This window comes from Mycobacterium sp. NGS24 (genome assembly GCF_059813065.1).
In genome coordinates this window covers 78810-99448 of the sequence record NZ_JCALDW010000007.1, presented here as the reverse complement: position 1 = coordinate 99448, position 20639 = coordinate 78810, and the positions used below count along the sequence as shown (strand labels likewise).

General features: G+C 67.1%; 24 protein-coding genes. 10 read left to right on the top strand and 14 right to left on the bottom strand.

The window, feature by feature from the left end:
* Nucleotides 1–88 precede the first annotated feature (88 nt).
* Nucleotides 89–805: an NUDIX hydrolase gene (locus AC5Y6Y_RS11995; RefSeq protein WP_473138769.1), complete on the top strand. Its 717-nt coding sequence runs from the start codon at nt 89–91 to the stop codon at nt 803–805.
* Here AC5Y6Y_RS11995 and AC5Y6Y_RS11990 read toward each other — a convergent pair whose 3' ends face one another.
* Nucleotides 806–1015 carry a hypothetical protein gene (locus tag AC5Y6Y_RS11990; RefSeq protein WP_473138770.1) on the bottom strand — a complete coding sequence of 70 codons (210 nt, stop codon included), beginning with the start codon at nt 1013–1015 and terminating at the stop codon, nt 806–808.
* Between the two features lie 58 nt (nt 1016–1073).
* On the opposite strand from AC5Y6Y_RS11990, the gene AC5Y6Y_RS11985 reads away from it, so the two are divergent.
* Complete coding sequence (locus AC5Y6Y_RS11985) at nt 1074–1568, top strand: UCP032817 domain-containing protein (protein WP_463826388.1); 495 nt, start codon at nt 1074–1076, stop codon at nt 1566–1568.
* 125 nt (nt 1569–1693) lie between these two features.
* Nucleotides 1694–2443 (top strand): acyl-CoA thioesterase domain-containing protein, encoded by a 750-nt coding sequence (locus AC5Y6Y_RS11980; RefSeq protein WP_473138937.1) that lies wholly within the window; start codon nt 1694–1696, stop codon nt 2441–2443.
* Here AC5Y6Y_RS11980 and AC5Y6Y_RS11975 read toward each other — a convergent pair.
* The 8 genes from AC5Y6Y_RS11975 to AC5Y6Y_RS11940 all read right to left on the bottom strand — a co-directional run bounded on the left by AC5Y6Y_RS11975 (nt 2437) and on the right by AC5Y6Y_RS11940 (nt 9597).
* On the bottom strand, nt 2437–2991 hold the full coding sequence (locus tag AC5Y6Y_RS11975) for a DUF998 domain-containing protein (RefSeq protein WP_473138771.1): 555 nt from the start codon (nt 2989–2991) through the stop codon (nt 2437–2439). The two genes, AC5Y6Y_RS11980 and AC5Y6Y_RS11975, sit on opposite strands and share 7 nt — an antisense overlap.
* A gap of 60 nt (nt 2992–3051) precedes the next feature.
* Entirely contained in the window at nt 3052–3480 is a 429-nt protein-coding gene (locus AC5Y6Y_RS11970) for a hypothetical protein (RefSeq protein WP_463826390.1), read from the bottom strand.
* A 73-nt stretch (nt 3481–3553) separates the two neighbouring features.
* Nucleotides 3554–4765 (bottom strand): acyl-CoA dehydrogenase family protein, encoded by a 1212-nt coding sequence (locus AC5Y6Y_RS11965; RefSeq protein ID WP_463826391.1) that lies wholly within the window; start codon nt 4763–4765, stop codon nt 3554–3556.
* Between the two features lie 29 nt (nt 4766–4794).
* A complete protein-coding gene (locus AC5Y6Y_RS11960) occupies nt 4795–5403 on the bottom strand; it encodes a TetR/AcrR family transcriptional regulator (protein ID WP_473138773.1) in 609 nt (202 codons plus the stop codon).
* 61 nt (nt 5404–5464) lie between these two features.
* The gene (locus AC5Y6Y_RS11955; protein ID WP_463826393.1) at nt 5465–6412 is read right to left on the bottom strand and encodes an NAD(P)/FAD-dependent oxidoreductase; all 948 of its coding nucleotides are present in this window, start codon (nt 6410–6412) and stop codon (nt 5465–5467) included.
* A 2-nt stretch (nt 6413–6414) separates the two neighbouring features.
* On the bottom strand, nt 6415–7629 hold the full coding sequence (locus AC5Y6Y_RS11950) for a GNAT family N-acetyltransferase (RefSeq protein ID WP_473138774.1): 1215 nt from the start codon (nt 7627–7629) through the stop codon (nt 6415–6417).
* Nucleotides 7630–7729: 100 nt separating this feature from the next.
* Nucleotides 7730–9193 (bottom strand): FAD-dependent oxidoreductase, encoded by a 1464-nt coding sequence (locus AC5Y6Y_RS11945; RefSeq protein ID WP_473138775.1) that lies wholly within the window; start codon nt 9191–9193, stop codon nt 7730–7732.
* Nucleotides 9190–9597: a hypothetical protein gene (locus AC5Y6Y_RS11940; RefSeq protein WP_473138776.1), complete on the bottom strand. Its 408-nt coding sequence runs from the start codon at nt 9595–9597 to the stop codon at nt 9190–9192. Before AC5Y6Y_RS11940 ends, AC5Y6Y_RS11945 begins: the two co-directional genes overlap by 4 nt.
* Nucleotides 9598–9693: 96 nt before the next feature.
* On the opposite strand from AC5Y6Y_RS11940, the gene AC5Y6Y_RS11935 reads away from it, so the two are divergent.
* On the top strand, nt 9694–10251 hold the full coding sequence (locus tag AC5Y6Y_RS11935; RefSeq protein WP_463826397.1) for a TetR/AcrR family transcriptional regulator: 558 nt from the start codon (nt 9694–9696) through the stop codon (nt 10249–10251).
* On the opposite strand, the gene AC5Y6Y_RS11930 is transcribed toward AC5Y6Y_RS11935, so the two are convergent.
* Both AC5Y6Y_RS11930 and AC5Y6Y_RS11925 read right to left on the bottom strand, forming a co-directional pair.
* A complete protein-coding gene (locus AC5Y6Y_RS11930) occupies nt 10248–11702 on the bottom strand; it encodes a flavin-containing monooxygenase (protein WP_473138777.1) in 1455 nt (484 codons plus the stop codon). The genes AC5Y6Y_RS11935 and AC5Y6Y_RS11930 overlap by 4 nt on opposite strands.
* Nucleotides 11699–12262, bottom strand: coding sequence for a PadR family transcriptional regulator (locus tag AC5Y6Y_RS11925; protein WP_463826399.1), 564 nt, complete (start codon nt 12260–12262; stop codon nt 11699–11701). Before AC5Y6Y_RS11925 ends, AC5Y6Y_RS11930 begins: the two co-directional genes overlap by 4 nt.
* Before the next feature lie 121 nt (nt 12263–12383).
* On the opposite strand from AC5Y6Y_RS11925, the gene AC5Y6Y_RS11920 reads away from it, so the two are divergent.
* The 3 genes from AC5Y6Y_RS11920 to AC5Y6Y_RS11910 all read left to right on the top strand — a co-directional run bounded on the left by AC5Y6Y_RS11920 (nt 12384) and on the right by AC5Y6Y_RS11910 (nt 14070).
* Nucleotides 12384–12794 carry a nuclear transport factor 2 family protein gene (locus tag AC5Y6Y_RS11920; RefSeq protein ID WP_463826400.1) on the top strand — a complete coding sequence of 137 codons (411 nt, stop codon included), beginning with the start codon at nt 12384–12386 and terminating at the stop codon, nt 12792–12794.
* A 2-nt stretch (nt 12795–12796) separates the two neighbouring features.
* Nucleotides 12797–13837 (top strand): LLM class F420-dependent oxidoreductase, encoded by a 1041-nt coding sequence (locus AC5Y6Y_RS11915; RefSeq protein WP_473138778.1) that lies wholly within the window; start codon nt 12797–12799, stop codon nt 13835–13837.
* Nucleotides 13838–13917: 80 nt separating this feature from the next.
* A complete protein-coding gene (locus AC5Y6Y_RS11910; protein WP_499918733.1) occupies nt 13918–14070 on the top strand; it encodes a DUF8730 family Cys-rich protein in 153 nt (50 codons plus the stop codon).
* Here the strand turns inward: AC5Y6Y_RS11910 and AC5Y6Y_RS11905 are convergent, their stop codons facing one another.
* Both AC5Y6Y_RS11905 and AC5Y6Y_RS11900 read right to left on the bottom strand, forming a co-directional pair.
* Nucleotides 14071–15111, bottom strand: a complete 1041-nt coding sequence (locus tag AC5Y6Y_RS11905; protein ID WP_473138779.1) for a phosphotransferase family protein — start codon at nt 15109–15111, stop codon at nt 14071–14073.
* The gene (locus tag AC5Y6Y_RS11900; protein ID WP_473138780.1) at nt 15104–16318 is read right to left on the bottom strand and encodes an acyl-CoA dehydrogenase family protein; all 1215 of its coding nucleotides are present in this window, start codon (nt 16316–16318) and stop codon (nt 15104–15106) included. Before AC5Y6Y_RS11900 ends, AC5Y6Y_RS11905 begins: the two co-directional genes overlap by 8 nt.
* A 146-nt stretch (nt 16319–16464) precedes the next feature.
* Between AC5Y6Y_RS11900 and AC5Y6Y_RS11895 the strand changes: the two genes are divergently transcribed.
* Entirely contained in the window at nt 16465–17709 is a 1245-nt protein-coding gene (locus AC5Y6Y_RS11895; RefSeq protein WP_473138781.1) for an adenylate/guanylate cyclase domain-containing protein, read from the top strand.
* Nucleotides 17710–17730: 21 nt separating this feature from the next.
* Here the strand turns inward: AC5Y6Y_RS11895 and AC5Y6Y_RS11890 are convergent, their stop codons facing one another.
* Nucleotides 17731–18363, bottom strand: a complete 633-nt coding sequence (locus tag AC5Y6Y_RS11890; protein ID WP_473138782.1) for a TetR/AcrR family transcriptional regulator — start codon at nt 18361–18363, stop codon at nt 17731–17733.
* Nucleotides 18364–18454: 91 nt separating this feature from the next.
* Here AC5Y6Y_RS11890 and AC5Y6Y_RS11885 point away from each other — a divergent pair, with 91 nt between their 5' ends.
* Nucleotides 18455–19141: a DUF998 domain-containing protein gene (locus tag AC5Y6Y_RS11885; protein ID WP_473138783.1), complete on the top strand. Its 687-nt coding sequence runs from the start codon at nt 18455–18457 to the stop codon at nt 19139–19141.
* Nucleotides 19138–20610 (top strand): PPE family protein, encoded by a 1473-nt coding sequence (locus AC5Y6Y_RS11880; RefSeq protein WP_473138784.1) that lies wholly within the window; start codon nt 19138–19140, stop codon nt 20608–20610. The genes AC5Y6Y_RS11885 and AC5Y6Y_RS11880 overlap by 4 nt, the downstream gene beginning before the upstream one ends.
* Nucleotides 20611–20639: the final 29 nt, after the last annotated feature.

Here is a 20639-nt window from a genome sequence, read left to right as displayed (position 1 = left end):
CGTCACGCAGGTACCGGTGGTCCTTGGGGAGTCGGTCGACGTACCCGTGTGCCGCGTCGGAGTCCGTCCCGCCGCCTATGGTCAAGCGGTGACTATCACCTACGACGACGCGCTGCGGGATCAGATTAGGGCTCGCCTGGCCGAGTGCGACCGGCGTGCGGTGACCGACCCCACCAAGAGGCACGCGGCGGTGGCGGTCGTTCTCGTCGACTCCGAAGTCGGCGAGGACAGGGTGGATCCGGCGCCGGTGGACGACTGGATCGCCGACCGGCCGATGCCGGGCGACCTGGACGGACATATGGTCGACGTGGCCGGCGGCGCGGCTTTTCTGTTGTGCCGCAGGACCTCTCGGCTGTCCTCCCATGCTGCGCAGTGGGCATTGCCGGGTGGCCGGCTGGATCCGGGTGAGACCGTGATCGACGCGGCGTTGCGGGAACTCGACGAGGAGGTCGGCGTCCGGTTGCCGCCGTCGGCGGTGCTGGGGATGTTGGACGACTACCCGACCCGGTCGGGGTACGTGATCACCCCGGTGGTGATCTGGGGCGGCGGCCGAGGCGATCTGCGTCCGGCCCCCGACGAGGTGGTGGCCGTCTACCGGGTGGGCTTGCACCAATTGCAACGCGACGATTCGCCCCGCTTCATCACCATCCCGGAAAGCCCGCGTCCGGTCGTCCAGATTCCGCTGGGCAACGATCTGATCCACGCTCCCACCGGCGCCGTGCTTTTGCAGCTTCGGTGGTGGTGTCTGGAAGGCCGGCACGATCCGGTGGATGAACTCGAGCAACCGTTGTTCGCCTGGAAATAGCTAATCGCCGCCGCCGCACCCGCCGCCGCACCCGCTCGACCCGCCGCCGCAGCCACCCCCGCCGTCCGTGCCGCCGTGGGATCCCAGTCCAGACGACCAGATGTCGCCGTCGCCGAAGTCGCCGCGGCCCCGGCCACGCCGGCTCTGAAGCCAGCCCGCGATGAACAACCCCATCACGCCCGTCATGATGCTCAGTTCAGTCACGGTCATGCACCCACGTTAATCCCAAGGACTGCGGACGTTCGCGGACGCCGTTTACAGTGATTTCGTGCTACGCCGACGGCTGGATCGACACGACCGCGCCCACCGTGCGGTGGCGGCACTGGAACTGCCCCCGGCCGTGTTCAAGACGTGTCCATGGCAACCGCGAACGCTCGTCGAGACCGGTCTGCGGCAGTGGCTTCGGTGTTGTGCGCCCGCGCTACGGGACAAGCAGGTGATCGGAATGCCGTCGCATGCGGTGGACGAGGCGTGGCACGGTCTGATCTTGTGCACCGCGCGGTATGCCGTCTTCTGCGACGCGGCATACGGTCGGTTCCTGCACCACCACCCGGACGGCGGTGCGCTGCCGGGTAACCGGGCCGCCAGCGAATCGGCCGACGAGCAGCTTCGCAGAACGGTGATCGCCTGGCAGTTGGTCGCTGAACCGGACGAACAGTGCGTGCTCTGGGATCTCGACGAGCAGGTCGGCGTCGAGCGACCCTGGGGTATCGATGCGGCCCGCGTCGCCGAGATCAGGACCGCGCTGGCGCGGTTGTCGTAACCCGGCGCAACGCCGCCGGCCCATTGCTGTAGAAACACGATGTGCACCGCAATTCCCCGGCCGGCGACCCGGCGGATCCGCTGCCGTATTTCGTCCGCGACGAAAACCATTATGTGCCAACGACTATGGCTCGGGGTGGCTGGGGGCCATCGCTCAGTGGCCACGTCGTCGGCGGCCTGCTGGGCTGGGCGGCCGAGCGCGCGAGCGGCGATCCGCAGTTCCAGCCCGCCCGCCTGACAGTCGACCTGCCCCGGCCGACGGCGCCGAAGCCGCTCGAGGTGCGCACCCGCATCCAGCAGGACCGGCGGCGGCTGCGACTTGTCGAGACCGCACTCGTCCAGGACGGCCATGTGGTCGCACACGCGAGCGCCCTGTTCGTGCGGCGGGGGGACCAGCCCGACGGACAGGTGTGGTCACCCCCGGTGCAGTTGCCGCCCCTGCCGGTCGATCAGGAAGGTGTCGAGTCGCTTTTCATCAGGACCTACGGGTGGGGCGGTGAACTGCAGAATCCCGATCCCGACTGGGCAGACCGGCAGGGGCCGAAGTACACCTGGTTGCAGGAGACCCGTCCGCTGATCGGCGGGGAGGAGCTGACGCCCTTCACCCGCGCCGCGATGGCCGGTGACATCACCGCGTCGATCGCGAACTGGGGCAGCAAGGGTTTGCAGTTCATCAACGTCGACTACACGCTCACGCTGAGCCGGCTGCCCGACGGTCCCCAGCTCGGCCTGGCCGCCATGACGCATTACAGCGACGACGGCGTGGCGACCGGATCGGCCGTCCTCGTCGATCACCGGGGGCCGATCGGCAACGGTGTCTCGGTTGCGGTGGCGCAGTCCGGCTTCCGCCCGACCAATCAACAACCGGGTCAATGATCCGGGGTGGCCGCGCGGTGCCCGCGTAGCACCAGGAACGCGGTGAGCAGCTGCCACAGCAGGATCGTGTACACGCTGCCGCGCTCCCATATCCCCTTCGGGCCCAGGTCGACGCCGAACGTCCCGGCAGCAAACCCGCCGAAGCTTACAAATCCCACTGCCGCAATTGCTTTGGCGGTCTGGCGGTACCACGCGGACGAGCTGACCACCGCCCGACCGACCAGCACGGCGGCATTGCCGCCCAGGATGGCCAGCACGGCGCCGACGACGTGCAGCCCACCCCGGTGCACGGTGCCGACCAGGCAGTTGCCGAGTGCGTTCGCGACGGCCAGGCCGAGGAACAGCCGGTGCCTACCGCTGCGCGCAGATCCGGTGATGAGTAGGGCGCCGAACAGGAAGGAAGTGCCCTGCATGCAGAAGGCCAGCTGCATCAGCCGCGTTCGCGGGCCGGTCAGTCCGAGGTCGCTGATGTAGTTGTTCGCATAGCTGTAATCGCGGAAGGCTGCCGCCGCGACCGCTTCGAGGAGCAGGTACCCAACCGGGCCCACGATCCAGAGGACGGCTCCACACCTCGCGATCAAACCCGGGCTACCGATTCGCGGGACGTGTCACGCCGCAACCGGCAGGTGAATATTCCTGGCGCCGACCACATTTCGCAGCCCAGAACAGTTCACACAGCCGATGCAACCGACGCAATCGGTGCATCGGACACACGCGATGCAACCGACGCACCGGGCGCAGGCGATACATGCCAGGCATGCCACGCATTCCCGAACGCCGATACAGATCACCGTGAGCAGGCTGGTGATCACCCCGACTCCGCCGGCCGTTCCGGCCGATCCGGCGACCGCGATGCCGCCCGCCGTCGCGACCGACCCGGCGACTGCGACGCTGGCCGCCGCCGTCGTCGATCCGGCAACGGCGACGCTGCCTGCGATCGCGGTCGATCCGGCAACTGCGATGCTGCCACGGACCGCGATCGAACCAGCGGTCGATTCACTGTCGGCGGCAAGCACCGAATCCAACGCAGTCGCCATGGGTGACATCATGTCAGCCGCGCCACCGAAGCTGAAGCTGCGAGCCGCTCACGCACGCCGTGTCGGCCCGGCGTCAGCGGATGGCCAGTCCGGTCAGGGCGCGCGAGATCACCAGCCGTTGGATCTCGCTGGTGCCCTCGAAGATGGTGAAGATCTTGGCGTCTCGGTGCATCCGCTCCACGGGGTAATCGCGGGTGTAACCGTTACCACCGAGGATCTGGATGGCTTCGTCGGTGACGTAGACGGCGGTTTCGCTCGCCACCAGCTTGGCCATCGAACCCTCCGCCGCTTCGAAGTTCTGGTTGTTGCGCGCCATCCAGCCGGCCCGCCACACCAGCAGCCGCGCCGCGTCGATCCGGCTCTTCATGTCGGCCAGCTTGAACGCCACGGCCTGGAACTCGCCGATCTTGCGGCCGAATTGTTCACGCTGGCAGGCGTAGTCGAGCGCGTACTCGTAAGCGGCCCGGGCCACGCCGACCGCCATCGCCCCGACGGTCGGCCGGGTACGTTCGAACGTCTTCATCGCCGCCTGGCCACGCGCGGAAGCCCCGGACTTGACCCGGGCGACGCGCGCCTCGAACTTCTCCCGACCGCCGAGGATCGCGTCCTCGGGCAACCGGACGTTGTCCAGCACCACCTCGGCGGTGTGGGACGCGCGGATGCCGTGCTTCTTGAACTTCTGACCCTGCGAGAGACCTTTGGTGTCCGGTCCGATGATGAAGCTGGCCTGGCCGCGGGTGCCCAGCTCGGGATAGACCGACGCCACCACAATGTGCACGTTGGCGATTCCGCCGTTGGTGGCCCAGGTCTTGGTGCCGTTGAGCACCCACTCACCGGCCGCCTCGTCGTAGCGTGCCCGGGTCCGGATGCCACCGACGTCGGATCCCGCGTCGGGTTCGGACGAGCAGAACGCGCCCAGTTTGGGTTCCTCGGCGGTACCGAACATCGCCGGTAGCCATTGACCCAGCTGTTCGGGAGTTCCGTTGCCCGCCAACGCCGCTGCGGCCAGACCGGTGCCCATGATGGACAGCGCGATGCCGGCGTCGCCCCAGAACATCTCCTCGAAGGCCGTCAACATGCCCAGGCCGGTCTCTTCGGCCGCCTGCTGGGCGAAGAAGTCAGGGGAGTACAGGCCGACCTTGGCGGCTTCCTGGATCACCGGCCACGGGGTTTCCTCGCGTTCGTCCCATTCGGCCGCGGCCGGCCGGATGACGTCGGCGGCGAACTTGTGCACCCAGTCGCGCACCTCGATCACGTCGTCGCTGAGCTGCATGGAAAATGTCACGGATCCACTCCTGAAATATGTTGTTATTACTAATTTTTTGGGGTTCGGTACTGGGCTAGCACGGCGCGTGTCTGGTTCACCCACGCCTCGAAGTAACGCTCTTCGTCGATGTTGCCGGGCAGCCGACCGGTGAGAGCCTGCAGCGTCGCGGCGTAGGACAACGAGCCGATCGCCACCGCCGCCGCGGCATCCGGGTCGGGGATCTGCGTGCGACCGCTACGGTTGGACGCGGCGAGCTCGTCGGCGAAGCGCTGATAGGCGTTGTCGGTGATGACCTGCCAGGTCTTCTCGTCCAGGTCGCCGAGCTCGTCGGGCTCGCGCAGCATGACCTGCAGCAGGTCCTCGCTCTGCTTGAAGCTGCTCCAGATCAACTGCCCCGCGGTGCGTACCGCATGTTCGACGCTGTGCGGCTCTTTGGCGTCGTACTGTTCGCGGGCGGCGACAATGCTGTCGATGCGGTGCGCGACAGCGGCCTCCAACAGCTCGCGTTTGGAACCGAAGTGCTTGTAGAGCGCGCCCGATCCCGGCGCCAGACCGGACGCCCGCTGAATATCGGCCACCGAGGTCGCCGCGTAACCCTTGGCGGCGAACAGCTTCAACGCTTCGGCCAACAGCCGATCGCGTCCCGAGGCGACCATAGGTGAGAGAGTACTCACTCACCCCGATCGCCGCCAAACTGCCTGGTCGGCCCCGTCGCGCCTACTCGAGGACCAGCGCAGCGGGAAGATGTTCGCTGAGCACGGCGTCGGCGAGCAGTTCGCCGAGCAGCGGGCCGAATTTCATCAGGTTGCTGCCGACGAACCCGATCACGTTGCCGCGCCGGGCCACCTGCCAGCCGTCCCCGCCCTCGTCGAGCCAGGCTGCGCGCGCAGTCACACAATCGACCCGACTGACCGCTGCCAACGACGGGAACAACGCGCGTACCGTCGCCGGGTCCGGCACGTCCTGCCCGAAGGCCCAGCGGCCGGTGCTGCCGATCGGCAATCCGTAACCTTCGGGGGAAGACAGACAGGCGGCGCCGTGGGCGTCAGCACCCTGGTAGGTGAACCGGGTGTGCGGGCCGAACTCGATTCCGAGCGGGCCGAACAGCGCCTGGGTCTGCACCCCTGCGCAGATCAGCACCCGGTCGGCGGGTAGCACGGCGCCGTCGGCCAAGTGGACCGAACCGTCGTCGTTGACCGAAATAACCCGCGCGCGCTGAATATTCACGCGCTTCGCCAGGGCGGACAATGCGCGGCGAATCCGCAGGCTGCCACCGAGCGGATCGAGAACCGCTGTCTCCCAAGGCACGTCAGCGAATGGCAGGAGGGCCGCGATCTCGTCGGGATCCAACCGGGAGAATGCAGCACCCGCGTGCGACATTGCCGCGGCAACCTCAGCGTCCGCGCCTGCGGCGATGAACCCCTCGGTGCCCAGTAGTCGCCCGGCACCGAACTCGGATTCCCAGCGCTGCCAACCCTTCCGGGCGTGCAGCGCCAGCCGGCACAACTGCGGTCGTCGGTGCGCGATGCGGAATATCCGGGCCAGTCCCACCGATTGCTCGGCGAACGGCTCGCCCCGCTCCACCACGATCACCCGTTCGCCACGGCGCGATAGTTCGTGCGCAGCTGCCAGCCCGCAGATGCCGGCGCCGACGACGACGATCATCGCTAGAAGTAGAAGCCGGCGTAAGGGGCTTCGGGCACGCTGAAGAGCTGATCGGCGGCGGCGAGCGCCGCGGGATCGTCGGCGCGGGCCAGTCCGGCGAGGGCCAGGCTGTGCCATGTCGCACCGCCCAGCAGGACGGTGGCCAGGCCCTCCGCGTCAACGTGTAACTGCGCACTCTCCTCGACCGGCGCAGCACCATCGCCGCTGATCCGAAAAACACCCGAATTGTCCGTCAACAGAGGGTCTTTCACCGAGATGCTGACCGATTCGGCACCGGCGTAGCTTCGGGCGGTGAGCGCCTGCCGAACGTCGATGATCCGCAACCAGGTTTCGTCGTAGCGAGCGGTGATCTTCGCCGCGCGCCGATCCTGCAGCAGCAAGGGCAGCGGATCGTCGACGGGCAACATCCAGAAGATCACCCGATCGACCAGGTCCAGTCCGAACAGGAAGCGCAGCAGTCCCAGGTAGGCATCGGGGGTGGGCGCGAAGAAGTCCTCCACCACGATGGTGCGCTGATCGCTGACGAACCACCGGTCGGTGTCGATCGGGCGGTAGCGGGCGAACCCGGACTCGGATCCGGGGTCGCCGTGCACCGCCACATACGAAGCGCCCGGCGCCGATTCACTGCGCGACCGCAAACTTTCCCACCACACCGGGGGGCGGTCGATGCTGCCCGGACGCGCCGGCCGATGCTCGGAGTAGACGAACGGCAGCAGCTCCCACGCGTCGGCCGGGTCGAGCAACCGCACCGGCCCGCCGGACGGGACGCCCGGCCGCAGTGCCGCCCGCGCCGTGTGCACCTCCACGCTCTGCACCGAACTCGCCACCCCGTACCCGTACCGGCCATAAATCGTCGCCTCCGAAGCACGCAGCGTCGCCACCACCTCGCCGCGAGCGGCGATGTCCTGCAGCTGATGGCGCACCAGCTCAGTCGCCACCCCACGCCGGGTGAAGGACGGCAGCACCCCGATGTGGGTAACCGCTGCGTGTCCGACGAGCGCGCCACCGGGCAGGGTCAGCCGGCTGGTGACGGCGTCGGCGGTGCCGACCAGCCGGTTGTCGACGAATGCCCCGATGGTCCGGCCCGGCTCGAGCATTCTGGTGATCCGGCCGGGCGCCAGGTTCAGCGGTGGGAACCCGACCATGGCGGCGCGGAACACGTTCGACGCCGCCAGCAGGTCACCCTCGTCGTCGAGCACGCGGATCTCGGTGGTCACCCGGCCATCATGCCGGGCGCCGGCGAACCCGTGCGCCGCAGCGGCCGGTCAGCAATGCCGGCAAACGCCCCGGATCCCCGGTATCCCCTCCAGACCTGACTCACGCGGTAGCCGGCAGCGATGTCGCTCGAGGTCCAACCCATCGGGTAAGGGTGGCAACCCACCCCGCCCGGTCCGCGGAGTCCCCGGCCCAGGCGACGTAGCCGTCCGGCCGCACCAGGACCGCCGGGCCGGCGTCGGTGCGTTGCGCCTGCTGCAGAGCGACCGCAGTGGCCGGGGCGGCATCGGGCTCCCGAATCAGCACGAAGCCGGGTGACCTGCGGTGCAGTTCGGTCAGCCGGCCCGCCGTCAACGGCACCTGTGTCGCACGGGTACCCACCAACGGATGCTCACCGCGGTGCCGCGCATACCGCAACGTCGTCCCGGCGAAGCTGCCGGCGATCGCATCGCGTACCCGCGGGACGCGAAGCAGGTTGGGTACCAATATGTTTCGCAAACCCCGGGCCACCCGGGGGTGCAGTGTCACGCCGCGGGCCAACAGCCCGGACTGGAACAGCACCCGCTTGGCTATCGGGTGGCGCTCGTCGTGGTAGGTGTCGAGCACCGCGTCGTCGGCACCGGCGAGCACCGCGCCGATCTTCCAAGCCAGGTTCGCTGCGTCCTGGATCCCGGTGTTCATGCCTTGGCCGCCCATCGGCGAGTGCACGTGGGCGGCGTCGCCGGCCAGGAACACGCGCCCGTGCCGATACCTGGTGACTTGCCTTTCCTCGCAGTGGAACCGGGACTTCCAGCGCACTTCCTGCACGGTCAATTCGGCGCCCATGGCGGTGTCGAGCACGTTGACGATCTCGTCGTCGGTCACCGGCACGTGATCGGACACCTGGTAACCGCGGTCCCAGGTCATGGCGCGGTACCACGAGCCGTCACCGTCGCGCCGCTGGTAGGGGGCCAGGAATGCGAACCTGTTTCGGGTACTGCCGACCCGCAGGCCGTCGCCGGTGGGCGCCTGCGCCAGTTTGACATCGGCGAGCACGACCGAGGACAAGATCGTCTCGCCCGGGAAATCCGCGCCGATCAGCGTGCGGACCGCGCTGTGCGCTCCGTCGGCGCCGATCAGGTAACGGGCATGCCACCGGTCGCCGTCTGCGGTCTGCACAGTGACGCCGGCATCATCCTGCTGCAGGCCGACGACTTCGACGCCGCGCCGGACGTCGGCCCCCTGTGCGACAGCGTAATCATGCAGCGCCGCATCGACGTTGGTCTGCGGCGTCACCATCACGAAGCGATAGGGCGAATCGAGGTGAGTGAGGTCGATGCGTGCGCCGCGCAAGATCGTGACGCCCGGCGCCCGGTGTGCCCGGCTGAGCAGGTCCTCGGCGAGTCCGCGCGCGTCGAGGACCTCGAGGGTGCGCGCCATGGTGGCGAACGCCCGGCTGGACGGGTTCACCGATGGCCGGCGTTCCAGCACGCACACCGAGTGACCCGCCCGGGCCAGGTCACCCGCGGCGGTGAGTCCGGTGGGACCGGCGCCGACGATCAGAACGTCGCAGTCGTGGGTGTTCATGCCCGCACCGCCCCCGGATGCGGGAACCAGCGACGAATGTCGTCCGGGGACGACGTCGCTGCGTGATTGAAGACGAATCGGCAGCCGGGCTGGGTGGTGTGTGCGACGTTGACGATCGCCTCGAACAGCAGGGTGTTGCTCGCGACCAGCCGCACGCCCGCCCCGATCAGCACGGCGTCATATCGGTTGGCTTCCAGCCATTTTCGGGCCTGTTGCAGGCCGGCGTCGCCGAAGTCGATCAGGCAGTTGTCGACGCGGTAGCCGGCCGCCCGCAGTGCCGCGACATTGTCGTCGTTGGCCGCCCGCAGCGTTCTTCTGCTGAGCCCCGGAAACCGGGCGAACTCCGGCGACGAGTAGTCGATCACGTCGGGGTCGAGACCGATCTGGATGGCGGTGATGGTCATGGCGACAACCTTCCTCGCAGATTTCAACAACCGTTGAAATGGACGGTAGTCCGAGCCGGTAGCACTGTCAACAGTTGTTGAAATACACTGTCGACCATGCCGCGGAAGACACGCGATGGGGAAGCCACCCGAGCCGCGATCCTGGCGACCGCGCGATCACAGTTCGGCAACCATGGCTTTGAACGCACCACCATCCGCTCGGTGGCATCGGCCGTCGGCGTCGATCCGGCGCTGGTCATGCACTACTTCGGCAGCAAAGCCGAACTGTTCGCCGCGGCGTCCCGCCTGGATATCGATTTCCCCGACCTGTCCGGAGTGGCCGCTGACCAACTCGCCGACGTGCTGTTGCCGATGTTCGTCGCGATCTGGGGATCACAGGGGCCGTTCCTGCCGTTGCTGCGCGCGGCCGCGACGAACCAGGCGGCCGCCGAAGCGTTGCTCGAGGTGTTCGTCGACCGGGTCGCCCCGGCCCTGGCCGCAGCCGTTCCCGACCGTGCCGCCGAGCGTGCCGCACTGGTGGGATCGCAGGTGCTCGGTCTGGCAACGGCCCGCTACGTGCTGCGTATCCCAGCGCTGGTGGAGATGGACGACGCGACCCTCACCGAATGGCTCCGGCCGGTACTTGCGCACTACCTGACCGGGGCCGTGCCTTAACGGATGTCGAAGTGCGCCGGTTCCGGGGCGGCCAGCATCGACGTCAGGGTCGCCCGGTCGTACGGCCACAGATCGATCGTGTTGTCGTCGGTGCGGTACCACGAGTTGCAGCCGGTGTTCCAGACGGTCGGCGCCATGGCCGCTGCCACATCGGCGTTGAACTCGTCGGTCGCGTCCTGGGTGACCTCGATCGAGGTCGCCGCGCCGGTACGCAGCATCTCCAGGAAGTGCGCGATGTAGCGGGCGGTCCGCTCGGCGGAATACTGCAGGGAGATGGACCCCGTCGGAGAGTTGGGCCCCAGCACTGTGAACAGGTTGGGAAAACCCGGGATAGCGGTCATCCGGTAGGCCCGCGGTCCGCCGGCCCACGCTTTGTCGATGGTCAGGCCGTCGCGGCCGGTGATCTCCATCGGCCGCATGTAGTTGTGCGAATGGAAGCCGGTGGCCAGCACGATCACGTCGGCCGGCCGGTGCCGGCCGTCGGCGGTCCGTATCCCGGTGGGCGTCACCTCGTCGATGCCGTCGGTCACCAACTCGGCATTGTCGGCTTGGATTGCGCGGTAATAGGTTCCGGACACCACCTGGCGTTTGCACAACGGCTGGTAGTCCGGGGTGAGCTTGACCCGTAGCGCGGTGTCGCGGACCTGCAGGCGCAGGCACAGGCGCGCATAGTTCTGCACCGCGCGCCGGCGCCAGGACGGGCGGGTGGTGATGTCGGCGAGAATCCCGGACGCCCACAACATCATTCGGTACAACCCGTGCTGGACGCGCGGAGAGCGCTGCAACGTCGCGGTGACAACCGCGCTCTGCCGCAACGACATCGGCGCCCACAGTATCCACTGCGGGGAGCGCACATAATGCGTGATCGCGGTCGCAGCGGGTTGCAGCGCGGAGATGATCTGCACGCCCGTCGAGCCGGTGCCGATGACCGCGATGTTCTTGGCGTGCGTGTCGACGGCGTCGTCCCAGCGGGCAGTGTGCACCACAGGCCCGCGGAACTCGTCGAGTCCGGTGATGTCGGGTACGGCCGGATGATGCAGCACGCCGGTGGCGCACACCACGACGTCGGCGACGATCTGCTCGTCGGCGGCGGTGCGTAACGTCCAGCTGGAGGTTTCTTCATCCCACTGTGCCGCAACGACTTCGGTGTTCAACCGGATATGCTCGCCGAGGCCGAGTGAGGCCACCACGTCATCGTGATAACGCTGTATCTCAGCCCCGTCGGCCCAGATGTGCGACCAGTCGGATTTCGGCGCGAACCCGAATTGGTAGAGCTGGGAGGGCACGTCACAGGTGAGACCGGGATACCGGTTCCAGTGCCACACACCGCCGACGGCACCGCCCTTCTCGAACACCGTGACATCGGAGAACCCGCGTTGGGTAAAGGTGTGCAGCGCAGTGATTCCGGCGAGCCCAGCTCCGATGATCACCACCCGGGGACCGCGGTTCATGCGCGCGCCGGAAGACGACGGCCGATGACGGTCAGCGCATGATCGGCCCAGCGAATATTCTCTTCCTCGAACGAAATTCCGCGTAGCAGAGTCAGATAGGGGCCCACCCGTTCGGCGTGGGCGACGTACTCCTCCTCGGTGCGTCCCGCCAGCAGGCGGGCGCGCAGCCGTTCGTAGCGTTCGAGTTTGGCCGTCGCCCAATCCCGCCGTTCGGCGATCGCGGCACGGACGGCTGATGTGTCGCCGGCATCGGCGGCCGCCACCTTGATCATCAATTCGTCGCGGATCGCCGCCGGCTTGGGCGCCCGTGCGGTGAAGTGCCGAATCGACTCGTGGCCCGCGTCGGTCAGTGAGTACATCCGCTTGTTCGGTCGCCGTTCCTGGTGCACGACGCGCGCCTGGATCAGACCCTGCTCGGCCAGTCGCTCGAGTTCGCGATACAACTGTTGCGGGGTGGCCATCCAGAAGTTGGCCACCGACGCGTCGAACTCCTTGGCCAGGTCGTAGCCGGAGGACTCACCGTCGAGAAGTGCCGTCAGCACGGCGTCACGCAGCGACATCGACGCATCGTACAACGAAGCACCTATTCAACAAGGTTATTAGTTACCTATAGACAGGCGGGGCAGGGACGCTCTAGCGTCGATCGGGTCTACTCAACAAATTGACTATTGCGAGGTTCTCATGCATCCGTTCCGGAAAGCGGTCGAAGACCACGACGAAGCGGCCATCCAGGCGTTACTGGCCGACGACGTGGTGTTCACCAGCCCGGTGGCCTTCAAGCCGTATGTCGGAAAACCGATCACCGCCGCCATCCTGCGCGGTGTGCTGCGGGTTTTCCAGGACTTTCGCTACATCCGGGAAATTCACGACGAAAACGGGCGGGACCACGCGTTCGTGTTCGAAACCGTGGTGTCCGGAAAGAAGATCACCGGCTGCGACTTCCTGCACTTCAACGAGGACGGCCTGATCGACGACTTCACCGTGATGGTGCGGCCGCTGTCCGGCGCGCAGGCGCTGTCGGAGGCGATGGGCGCCCAGTTCGACCGCATCCAGCAGGAGGCCGTCGAGTTCGCCGGCGCCCAGAACGGCTGATCGTGCGCATCGGACTGGGCATCAACTACGCCGGCGGCTTCAAGGAAGTGGCTGCCGAGGTGGCCGACCTCGAACACGCGGGGCTGGACATCGTATTCGTGCCCGAGGCGTATTCGTTCGATGCGGTGAGTGCGCTGGGTTATCTGGCGGCCAGCACCGAACGGGTGGAACTGGCATCGGGCATTTTGCAGCTCTACACCCGCACGCCCACCCTGACCGCAATGACCGCGGCGGGCCTCGACTACGTCTCCGGCGGTCGGTTCGTCCTGGGGCTGGGTGCGTCCGGTCCGCAGGTGGTCGAGGGTTTTCACGGGGTGCCCTATAACGCCCCGATTGCCCGCACCCGCGAGATCATCGAGATATGCCGCCAGGTGTGGCGCCGCGAGACCGTGCAGTACCGGGGCAATCACTACACCGTCCCGTTGCCCGCCGGACAGGGGACCGGACTCGGCAAGCCGCTGAAGTTGATCAATCATCCGGTCCGGGAACGCATTCCGATCCTGATCGCGGCGCTGGGCCCGAAGAACGTCGAATTGGCCGCCGAGCTGACCGAGGGCTGGCAACCCATCTTCTATCTGCCGGAGAAGGCGGCTGACGTGTGGGGCCAGGCCCTGGCCGCCGGGCAGGCGAAGCGCGATCCGGCACTCGGCGCACTCGAGGTGTACGCCGGACCGGCGCTGGCGATCGGTGAGAACGTCGAGCCGATGCTCGAATTCGTCAAACCGCACCTGGCGCTCTACATCGGCGGCATGGGGGCCAAGGGCAAGAACTTCTACCACACCCTGGCCACCAGGTACGGCTACGGCCCGCAAGCCGATCGGATTCAACAGCTTTACCTGGCCGGGGAGAAGGACGCGGCCGCCAAAGCCGTTCCCGACGAGTTGGTGCGCAACGTAAACCTGATCGGCACAAAGGAATTCGTGAAGGAACGGGTGGCCGCGTATCGCGCCGCGGGGGTGACCACGCTGAACGTGATGCCGTTGGCCGGCACGCCCGCCGAGCGGGTCAAGCTGATCGAGACGCTGCGTGACCTCGTCGATTAACTGAACGGCACGCAGCAGCGCCAGTAGGGCGCATTAGTCTATCGAGTAGCGGTGGCGCCAACGCGTTTCAAGGAGATTCTATGTGTCGTGCGGTGCAATGCCCGGTCTGTGGAAAGACCACGTGGGAGGGGTGTGGGGAGCATGTGGCGGAGGTACGCCAGTCGGTGCCTCCCGACCAGTGGTGCGACGGGCAGCACGCCGGTCGTCCGGCTGCGCAGACTTCAGGCCGGTAGTCAGCGCCCGAAGATCCCTGCCGCAGCGGCGATTTCACATGCCATGCGCACGGTCGCGTCGATCCGGTCGGTGGTCGGTGCTCCGGAGGCGGCCCTGTTCTGCGGCTCGTCGATGCCCCGGCGCATGACGCCTTCGGCGATGATCGCCAGCTTCCACAGTCCCAGCGCGTGCCAGTACTGCACCGCGGCGGGGTCGCGGCCGGTCTCGTCGATGTAGAGCCGGGTCATCTCCGCGCGATCGGGAAAACCCGGCAGTGTGGTCGGCTCGAAGTCGTTTTTGGTCGTTTCCCCGGGCTCCAGCCAGTAGGTGAGCAGGCTGCCCATGTCCGCGAGCGGATCACCCAGCGTGGACAACTCCCAGTCCAGAGTCGCGATCACGGCCCCGGTCTGCGGCGAGGTGATCAGGTTGCGCAGATGGTAATCACCATGCACCAGGCTGACTTCGCGTTGCTCGGGAATGCAGGCCGAGAGACGGGCGGTGAGATCGTCGAGTTCGGGGATGTCGCGCGTCTTCGACAGCTCCCACTGTCCGGCCCAGCGCTTGAGCTGGCGCTGCGCATACGGCTTGTGGCTGGCCAGATCCTGTAGGCCCACCGCCGCGAGGTCGACGGCGTGGACCTTGGCCAGGGTGCGCGGCAGGGACAGCGCGATCTGGCGGCGCTGCTGCGGTGTCAGCGCCGCCGCGACCGCCATCGTGTCCACCACCAAACCGTCGACGAACTCCATCAACACCCACGGTGCGGTGGTGAACTCCGGATCGGTTGTCACGCCCAGTATTCGGGGGACCGGCACGTCGGTGTCGGCCAGCGCCGCCATGATCCGCGCCTCGCGCACCACATCGTGGGCCGAGGCCAGCAGGTGACCCAGCGGCGGGCGGCGCAGCACCCAGGCCTGCCCGTCGGCATCGCTGACGCGATAGGTCAGGTTCGACTGCCCGAGTCCGATCCGCTGAAAGCGCAGCGGACCGGTGGCGTCGATGCCCAGGGTCACCAGCCAGCGCGACACCGCCGCGGCGTCGACGCCCGGGATGTCCTCAGACATCGTTGCGGTACTTGCGCAATTCCTGACTTGCGATGGCCCGCTTGTGCACTTCGTCCGGGCCGTCGGCCAGTCGCAGTGTGCGCAGATGCGCCCACGCCATCGCCAGTGGGAAGTCGTCGGTGACACCGCCACCGCCGTGCACCTGGATGGCGCGGTCGACGATCTTCAACGCGATGTTGGGGGCGGCAACCTTGATGGCCGCGATCTCGGTGCGCGCCTCCTTATTGCCGACGGTGTCCATCAGATGCGCGGCTTTGAGCGTGAGCAGACGGATCATTTCGATGTCGATACGCGCCTCGGCGATCCAGTCCCGGATATTGGCGTTGTCGCTGATCGGTTTTCCGAAGGTGACGCGAGACTGGGCGCGCCGGCACATCAGCTCCAGCGCGCGCTCGGCCATGCCGATGGCCCGCATGCAGTGGTGGATGCGGCCGGGGCCCAGCCGGGCCTGGCTGATCGCGAAACCCTCGCCCTCCCCCTTGAGCACATCGGTGGCCGGCACCCGCACATCGTCGAAGTCGATCTCGGCATGTCCCTCACGATCCTGGTAACCGAAGACGGACAAGTTGCGTCGCACCGTGATGCCCGGCGCGTCAATCGGCATCACCATCATCGACTGCTGCCGGTGCGGGGCGGCGTCCGGATCCGTCTTACCCATCACGATCAGCACCTTGCAGTTACGGTGCATTCCGTTGGAAGCAAACCACTTCCGGCCGTTGAGCACATAGCCGTCACCGTCGCGGACCATCGACATTTCGACATTGGTGGCGTCCGAACTCGCCACCGCCGGCTCGGTCATCGCGAACGCCGACCGGATCTTGCCGTCCAGCAGCGGTTTGAGGTAACGCTCCCGGTGCTCGTCGGTGCCGAACAGCGTGAGCACCTCCATATTCCCGGTGTCCGGGGCGCTGCAGTTGCACGCCTCGGACGCCAGATGACTGCGGCCCATGATCTCGGCCAACGGCGCGTACTCGAGGTTCGTCAGCCCCGGTCCCCACTCGGGGTGCGGGTGAAACAGGTTCCACAATCCCCGTTTTCGCGCTTCGGACTTGAGATCCTCCAGGACGGGCGGGTGGAAGTGCGGGTCACCGGCCTCCCGCATCTGCTCGTCATAGATCGTCTCCGCCGGGTAGACGTGGGAATCCATGAACTCGCGCAGATCGGCCTGGTACTGCTGGGCGCGTTCGGAGATATCGAACAGGGACATGAGAACTCCTCACGAAGTGCCGGTGATTGCATTGTGCGCCAGTCTTCGGATCCTGCTGCGGCCGAGGTGGTGCAGGGCTGACCGGCAACACCGTGGACCCGCTGAATCGAAGGTCTCCACCGTGTCGACGGCGTTACGCTGCCACCATGACGGTCGGACCGCGATCGCTGGTCGTGCCTGGTCTGGGCCGGCAGCACGGTACGCCGCCGGATGTTGCGCCCTCGTCGAAACGTATTGCCCGACAAGAGCGGGTGCTGACCGTGGCGACCCGGATCGGTGCGATGGTCAGCGGCTTCTTCAGTGTGCTGTCGATCTTCATCGGTCACGGTGGGTTGTGGATCGGCGTCGTCAGCGCGATCGGCACCGCGCTCTATCTGTCGATCCCGTTGCTGTACCGGTTCGGTACGCTGGTCGCCCCGCTGACCTTTCTCATGGTGGGTTACCTGCTGATCCTCATCGTGACCTTGCGTGTCGGCACCGGATCAGGGATGCAGTTCTACTTCCTGGTGGCGGCGACGTTGATCGTGTTGGTGCTCGCCGTCGACCATCTGAGACTGGCCGTGCTGATGGCGGCGCTGGGCGCGGTCCTGACCGTCGCAACCGAACTCTTGGTGCCGGAAAGAACCGGCGTACAACCGGATTGGGCCTACACCTTCGGATTCGTCATCACCGTGATCTCCTCGTGGGTCATGGTGGTCGCGACCATCTGGTATGCGGTACGTGAGGTCACCCGTGCCGAGCAGGCCATCGAGGCCGAATACGAACGGTCGGAGGCGCTGCTGGCCAACATCCTGCCGGCGCAGATCGCCCAGCGGCTCAAAGATCCGTCCCGGCCGGTGATCGCCGACAAATACGACGACGCCTCGGTGCTGTTCGCTGACATCGCCGGTTTCACCCGGCAGGCCAGCGACACTGCGCCCACCGAACTGGTCGGCTTCCTGGACCGCCTGTACACCCAATTGGATGGACTCGTGGATCGCCACGGCCTGGAAAAGATCAAGACCAGTGGTGACTCCTACATGATCGTCAGCGGTGTACCGGAACCGCGACCCGATCATCTGCAGGCGCTGGCCCGCCTGGCGCTGGACATGGCGGCCGCGGTCGCGGATCTGACCGACATGCGCGGCAGGGCGGTGCCATTGCGCATCGGCTTGGCGGCGGGGCCGGTGGTGGCCGGTGTGGTGGGGGCGCGAAAGTTCTTCTATGACGTGTGGGGGGACGCGGTCAACGTGGCTTCGCGGATGGAAACCACCGGCGTCGAGGGACGAATTCAGGTGCCCCAGGATGTCCACGAGCGGCTCAACGGCACGTTTCTGTTCGAGGAGCGCGGCGACGTCGACGTCAAAGGCAAAGGCGTGATGCACACCTGGTACCTGGTCGGCAGTCGGTAGCCGATGTCAAGCGCTGCCCAGCTAGTTAGCCGGTGTCTCGTCGGGGATTGCGTAGAGCTCCAGGTATTTCGTCAGCGCGCGCTCGCCCTCGGCGAACACCGCGCGAGCCCGGCCGGGGCCGGCGCGGTGCGACAACTCCAAGACGTGATCACCGAGTTCGACGGCCATGGTGGTCACCAGGAGGTCGGTGTCGGCGCGCAGTAGCCGCCATTCGATGAGGGCGGCGTGCAGCGCTTCGGCGAAGCGTGCCCGGCGTTGCTGCGGGTCGGCGATCAATCCCCGGGAACGACTGAGGTAGAACAGATTAGCCAGCTGCGGGTGGGTGTCCAGGTACTCGCGGTGAAATTCGAACAGCGCATGGATCACTTCCCCCAGACTGGCCGGCGCCAACGCGGACAACACCATGCTGCCTTCGGCGTCGCGGCGGTCCAGCAGGTCGGTGAGGATCTCCTGCAACATCGCGTCCCGGTTCGGGAAGAACTGGTAGACGGTGGCGACCGGGATCCCGGCGCGCTCGGCGATCGCGCGGGTGGTGACCGCTTCCTCGCCGCCGGATTCGAGCAACTCCAGCGCGGCAGCCAGCATCCGCGCGACGCGCTTTCTGCTCCGTTCCTGCACCGGCTGACGCCGACGCAACGCATTGTGGGTGGCCACCGGAATATCGTTGCACAGGGTCGAACATGAACATCATTCATGTTATGTTCGGTTAGGTTTGGCTAACCAAGTATTCCGAGAGGGTACCGCGATGACGTTGCAGGCTGAGGTGGCCGTCCGCGCCCCGCGCCTGGCCGCGACCCTGTTGTGGGCCGGCGTGGTCGCCGGCGTCTGCATGACCGTGACATCGTGCCTGTTGGCTGCCGTGCGGCCTGGATTCGACATCCGCCGCCACCCCAACAGCCTTCTGGTGCTGGGTGATTGGGGGTGGGTGCAGACCATCGACATATTGGTCTACGGTGTGCTGCTGGTCGCCTTCGGAGTGGGTGTCGGATGGTCCGCGTGGCCGCAGCGCTCCGGGGTGGTGGCCGCGGCCGGGCTGGTGGGTTACGGTCTGGGCGCCGGCCTCATCGTCGGTCTATGTCCGCCGGAGCCCGCCTTCGGCTTCCCGCCGGGAACGTCCGGCGGGTTCCCCGGTTACGACGCGTTGAGCACGTCCGCCAGGATCCACGGCATCGGCGGCATGATCGGATTTCTCGCGGTCACCGTGGCATGTTTCGCCTTCGCCCGGTACTTTGCCGGGGCCGGTGATCACCGGTGGGCCGCGCTGTCGGCACTGGTGGGGATCTCGGTGCTCGCGGTCTGCGCCTATCTGGGTGTCAACGCTTCGGCTCGGGCCGACGAATTCGATTACGTGCCAACATGGGTCGGCAGCCTCGTGCTGTGGCTCTATGTTTCCGCGGTCGCCGGCAGACTCCTCGTCGGATCGCGGCGATGACTGCGCCGCTATGGGCGGCTGTGCCGCCCGAGGTGCACTCGGTGCTGCTGTTCAGCGGGCCCGGGCCCGGCGCGATACTCGCCGCGGCTGCCGCCTGGACCGCGCTGGCACGCGAGTATCTGGGCGCTGCAACAGAATTGAGCACCTTGCTGGAGGTGGTGGGGGGCTCGTCCTGGCAGGGATCGACCGCCGAGCGATATCTCGCCGCACACGCGCCGTATCTGGCCTGGCTGGCCGCGCAGAGCAGCAACAGCGCCAACACCGCTGCCCAGCACGAGGTCGCGGCTGCTGCCTACACCGTGGCGCTGGCCACCATGCCGACACCGGCCGAGCTGGCGGCCAACCATGCGGTGCACGGCGTGTTGGTGGCCACGAACTTCTTCGGCATCAACACAATTCCCATCGCACTCAACGAGGCGGACTACGCGAGAATGTGGATCCAAGCCGCCACCACAATGAGTACCTACCAGGCGGTGACCCAGACCGCGGTGGCGGCAATACCGGCCGACTCGCCGGCCCCGCCGGTGATCGCCGCAGCCGAAGCGCAGTCCTTGGCGCAAATCTGGAACGACATCCTCGACGCGTTGGCGCCCACCATCCTGACCTTTCCGGCTGGGCAGGAAACCCTGGATTTCTTGCGCAACCCACTCAATCTGATTCAGGCGTTCCTGGTCGACTTCGCCGCCAATCCGGTTGTGGCACTGACGACCTGGGGCCCGATAATTTTTGTGATCAGCTACAACTTCTGGGGTTGGCCGCTGTGGTGGACGCTCTACGGGATGCTCCTGGCGTCGCCGCTGCTGATGGCCGCCGCGGTCGGGCTGGCCGGACTCAGCGGCCTGGCCGCCCTGGCGGTGCCGGAACCCGCATCGGTGCTGCCCGATGCCGCGGGCGATTCGCTGCCGCACCAGTCCGCATCCAATCCGTTCCCGATGGCGTCGATCGCGCCGATCACCGGTATCGCGGCACCCGCGACTACCCCGACCGGTCTGACCGGTGTCGGTGGTCCCAGCGCGGCACCGCTGCCGGGGCCGCCGGCGGCAGTGCCCTATGCGGTCGGCGGTATGGACCCCGACCAGGGCGTCGGCCCGACCCTGACCGACCACACGGCGGCAAAGGCACCCGCTGCGGATCATGCGGCCGTGGCATCCGCGACGGCGGTCTCGACCGCAGCGCAGCGGCGCAAGGCCCGCCGCCGTCGCGCGGCCGACGTCAAGGACCGCGGATACGTCTATGAATTTCTGGATTCCGATGAAGCGACGCCGGCTGGCCCGGAACCGACAGAGCTCGGTGCAACCGCTTCGGACCGGGGTGCCGGTAGGGAGTTCGGCTTCACCGGCACGCACCATACGTCCGGGGCTATCGAGCCCGCCGGAATGACCGAACTGGCCGCCGACTCATTCGGCAACGGGCCGCCGCAGCCGCTGCTGCCCACCACGTGGACCGACGAGACGCACCCGCCGCGCTGACGCCCGGAACTCCATCGCTCCGGGCGGCA

Bases quoted from the DNA above. Each gene is read 5' to 3' on its own strand.
- AC5Y6Y_RS11925 (WP_463826399.1), bottom strand. From the start codon at position 12,262: ATGTCGCTGCGTGACGCCGTGCTGACGGCACTTCTCGACGGTGAGTCC.
- AC5Y6Y_RS11945 (WP_473138775.1), bottom strand. From the start codon at position 9,193: ATGAACACCCACGACTGCGACGTTCTGATCGTCGGCGCCGGTCCCACC.
- AC5Y6Y_RS11930 (WP_473138777.1), bottom strand. From the start codon at position 11,702: ATGAACCGCGGTCCCCGGGTGGTGATCATCGGAGCTGGGCTCGCCGGA.
- AC5Y6Y_RS11895 (WP_473138781.1), top strand. From the start codon at position 16,465: ATGACGGTCGGACCGCGATCGCTGGTCGTGCCTGGTCTGGGCCGGCAG.
- AC5Y6Y_RS11900 (WP_473138780.1), bottom strand. From the start codon at position 16,318: ATGTCCCTGTTCGATATCTCCGAACGCGCCCAGCAGTACCAGGCCGAT.
- AC5Y6Y_RS11970 (WP_463826390.1), bottom strand. From the start codon at position 3,480: ATGGCGACTGCGTTGGATTCGGTGCTTGCCGCCGACAGTGAATCGACC.
- AC5Y6Y_RS11920 (WP_463826400.1), top strand. From the start codon at position 12,384: ATGCATCCGTTCCGGAAAGCGGTCGAAGACCACGACGAAGCGGCCATC.
- AC5Y6Y_RS11940 (WP_473138776.1), bottom strand. From the start codon at position 9,597: ATGACCATCACCGCCATCCAGATCGGTCTCGACCCCGACGTGATCGAC.
- AC5Y6Y_RS11885 (WP_473138783.1), top strand. From the start codon at position 18,455: ATGACGTTGCAGGCTGAGGTGGCCGTCCGCGCCCCGCGCCTGGCCGCG.
- AC5Y6Y_RS11955 (WP_463826393.1), bottom strand. From the start codon at position 6,412: ATGATCGTCGTCGTCGGCGCCGGCATCTGCGGGCTGGCAGCTGCGCAC.
- AC5Y6Y_RS11905 (WP_473138779.1), bottom strand. From the start codon at position 15,111: ATGTCTGAGGACATCCCGGGCGTCGACGCCGCGGCGGTGTCGCGCTGG.
- AC5Y6Y_RS11960 (WP_473138773.1), bottom strand. From the start codon at position 5,403: ATGGTCGCCTCGGGACGCGATCGGCTGTTGGCCGAAGCGTTGAAGCTG.
- AC5Y6Y_RS11990 (WP_473138770.1), bottom strand. From the start codon at position 1,015: ATGACCGTGACTGAACTGAGCATCATGACGGGCGTGATGGGGTTGTTC.
- AC5Y6Y_RS11880 (WP_473138784.1), top strand. From the start codon at position 19,138: ATGACTGCGCCGCTATGGGCGGCTGTGCCGCCCGAGGTGCACTCGGTG.
- AC5Y6Y_RS11935 (WP_463826397.1), top strand. From the start codon at position 9,694: ATGCCGCGGAAGACACGCGATGGGGAAGCCACCCGAGCCGCGATCCTG.
- AC5Y6Y_RS11910 (WP_499918733.1), top strand. From the start codon at position 13,918: ATGTGTCGTGCGGTGCAATGCCCGGTCTGTGGAAAGACCACGTGGGAG.
- AC5Y6Y_RS11980 (WP_473138937.1), top strand. From the start codon at position 1,694: ATGGCTCGGGGTGGCTGGGGGCCATCGCTCAGTGGCCACGTCGTCGGC.